2 protein-coding genes are annotated in these 2,231 nt (G+C 45.3%); one reads left to right on the plus strand and one right to left on the minus strand.

The window, feature by feature from the left end:
- Positions 1 to 195 precede the first annotated feature (195 nt).
- On the plus strand, positions 196 to 1,107 hold the full coding sequence (locus ABK821_RS25205) for a LysR family transcriptional regulator (protein ID WP_015586033.1): 912 nt from the start codon (positions 196 to 198) through the stop codon (positions 1,105 to 1,107).
- Between the two features lie 301 nt (positions 1,108 to 1,408).
- Here the strand turns inward: ABK821_RS25205 and ABK821_RS25210 are convergent, their stop codons facing one another.
- Positions 1,409 to 2,206 carry an OXA-48 family carbapenem-hydrolyzing class D beta-lactamase OXA-48 gene (locus tag ABK821_RS25210; protein ID WP_015059991.1) on the minus strand — a complete coding sequence of 266 codons (798 nt, stop codon included), beginning with the start codon at positions 2,204 to 2,206 and terminating at the stop codon, positions 1,409 to 1,411.
- Between the last annotated feature and the right edge of the window lie 25 nt (positions 2,207 to 2,231).

Below are 2,231 nucleotides of genomic sequence, written 5' to 3' on the forward strand. Positions count from 1 at the left end.
GCTCGGCCTGTAAAAAAAGCGGATCGGGCGTTTGGGCTTGAGTCATGTGTTTGGGCTGATTATTGCTGGTCATCAAAAGATCCTCTGCTTTAGCCTCTGAAAATTTTTAGCCAATAAATATAACTTTGTTATCCCGCCAAATGCCATTAAACTGCATAAGACGCTATGTTCCAAATATGAGACAGTGGGAAAAACATGCCAGATTTAAACGGTATGATGCTATTTGCAGCCGTAGTGAGAGCAAAGGGATTCTCCCAAGCTGCACGTGAAACCGGCCACCCAAAATCCACCATAAGTCGCAAAATCGCGCAGCTTGAAGAACAACTAGGCGTGCGATTGTTACAACGCGACACCCGTAACCTGAGTCTTACCCAAGTCGGGGCACTCTTTTATCAACACTGTGATTCCATTCGCAATGAGGTGGAAGCGGCCAAGGCTGTTATCGAGAGTACCCATGATGATGTATCAGGATCATTACGGATAGCCATTCCGGTCTCTTTTAGCCAAGAATTAATTGCTAACCTCTGTAGCGGATTCATGCGTTTATATCCCAATGTGGAATTAGATGTCCAGTTTACCGACAACGATATAGGTTTGGTGGGTGAAGGATATGACATAGCTATCAAATATGGGCCACTGCAATCCTCTGATCTTGTTGCAAGATTACTGTTCGAGCGTCAACCAATTCTGGTAGCAAGCCCTGGCTATTTAAAAGCACGCGGCACCCCCGCAACACCTAAGGAGCTGAGCGATCATAGTGGTATTCTGCTAGGAACATCCCGCTCAGCACCCATATGGCCCTTAGGCAAAGGTGCTCGCAAAACCATGGTAAACTTTCAGCGTAAAGTCAGGGTCAATAGCCCGATTATGGTTAAGCAGTTAGCCCTCGATGACTTTGGGATTGCAATGCTATCAAACTCCGCCTGCAAAACCGAACTCGCCAACGGCCAGCTAGTGCCAATCTTACAGGAATGGCCGATTGAACCCTTTAAGGTCTACGGGGTGTATTCGAGCCGCAGACAATTAGCCACCAATATCAGCGCCTTCTTGGACTTTTTCGTCAAACGCTTTAGCAGCCAAGAAAGCCTACAATCCTTGATGGGCTAGGCACTTTATCGCAGCGGCATTCACCTTTACTGACATCGCCATTCCTTTATACACATCCCAATGTTGAGTGACCATGACCATTTAGATAACAAAAAAGCCTAGCAAATTGGCTAGGCTTTTTACGTTGAGGAATGTGATGCTAATGCTCAGGCTAAAAGTTAACGCGCGGAGCTTAAGTCGATTAGGCCTAACCGATTAAGTATGAGCCATTAACTACAAGCGCATCGAGCATCAGCATTTTGTCCATATATCTTTACAGCTTATATGACGGCTATTTCACACAAATACGCGCTAACCACTTCTAGGGAATAATTTTTTCCTGTTTGAGCACTTCTTTTGTGATGGCTTGGCGCAGCCCTAAACCATCCGATGTGGGCATATCCATATTCATCGCAAAAAACCACACATTATCATCAAGTTCAACCCAACCGACCCACCAGCCAATCTTAGGTTCGATTCTAGTCGAGTATCCAGTTTTAGCCCGAATAATATAGTCACCATTGGCTTCGGTCAGCATGGCTTGTTTGACAATACGCTGGCTGCGCTCCGATACGTGTAACTTATTGTGATACAGCTTTCTTAAAAAGCTGATTTGCTCCGTGGCCGAAATTCGAATACCACCGTCGAGCCAGAAACTGTCTACATTGCCCGAAATGTCCTCATTACCATAATCGAAAGCATGTAGCATCTTGCTCATACGTGCCTCGCCAATTTGGCGGGCAAATTCTTGATAAACAGGCACAACTGAATATTTCATCGCGGTGATTAGATTATGATCGCGATTCCAAGTGGCGATATCGCGCGTCTGTCCATCCCACTTAAAGACTTGGTGTTCATCCTTAACCACGCCCAAATCGAGGGCGATCAAGCTATTGGGAATTTTAAAGGTAGATGCGGGTAAAAATGCTTGGTTCGCCCGTTTAAGATTATTGGTAAATCCTTGCTGCTTATTCTCATTCCAGAGCACAACTACGCCCTGTGATTTATGTTCAGTAAAGTGAGCATTCCAACTTTTGTTTTCTTGCCATTCCTTTGCTACCGCAGGCATTCCGATAATCGATGCCACCAAAAACACAGCCGATAAGGCTAATACACGCATAACGTCCCCTTGCTTAATGCAATAT

Origin of the sequence: Klebsiella sp. KE9456 (genome assembly GCF_043832615.1) — a bacterium.
In the GTDB taxonomy this organism is placed as follows: domain Bacteria; phylum Pseudomonadota; class Gammaproteobacteria; order Enterobacterales; family Enterobacteriaceae; genus Klebsiella; species Klebsiella indica.

What these genes read in the sequence shown, in the direction of transcription:
- ABK821_RS25205 (WP_015586033.1), top strand. Translation starts at nt 196, where the DNA reads ATGCCAGATTTAAACGGTATGATGCTATTTGCAGCCGTAGTGAGAGCA.
- ABK821_RS25210 (WP_015059991.1), bottom strand. Translation starts at nt 2,206, where the DNA reads ATGCGTGTATTAGCCTTATCGGCTGTGTTTTTGGTGGCATCGATTATC.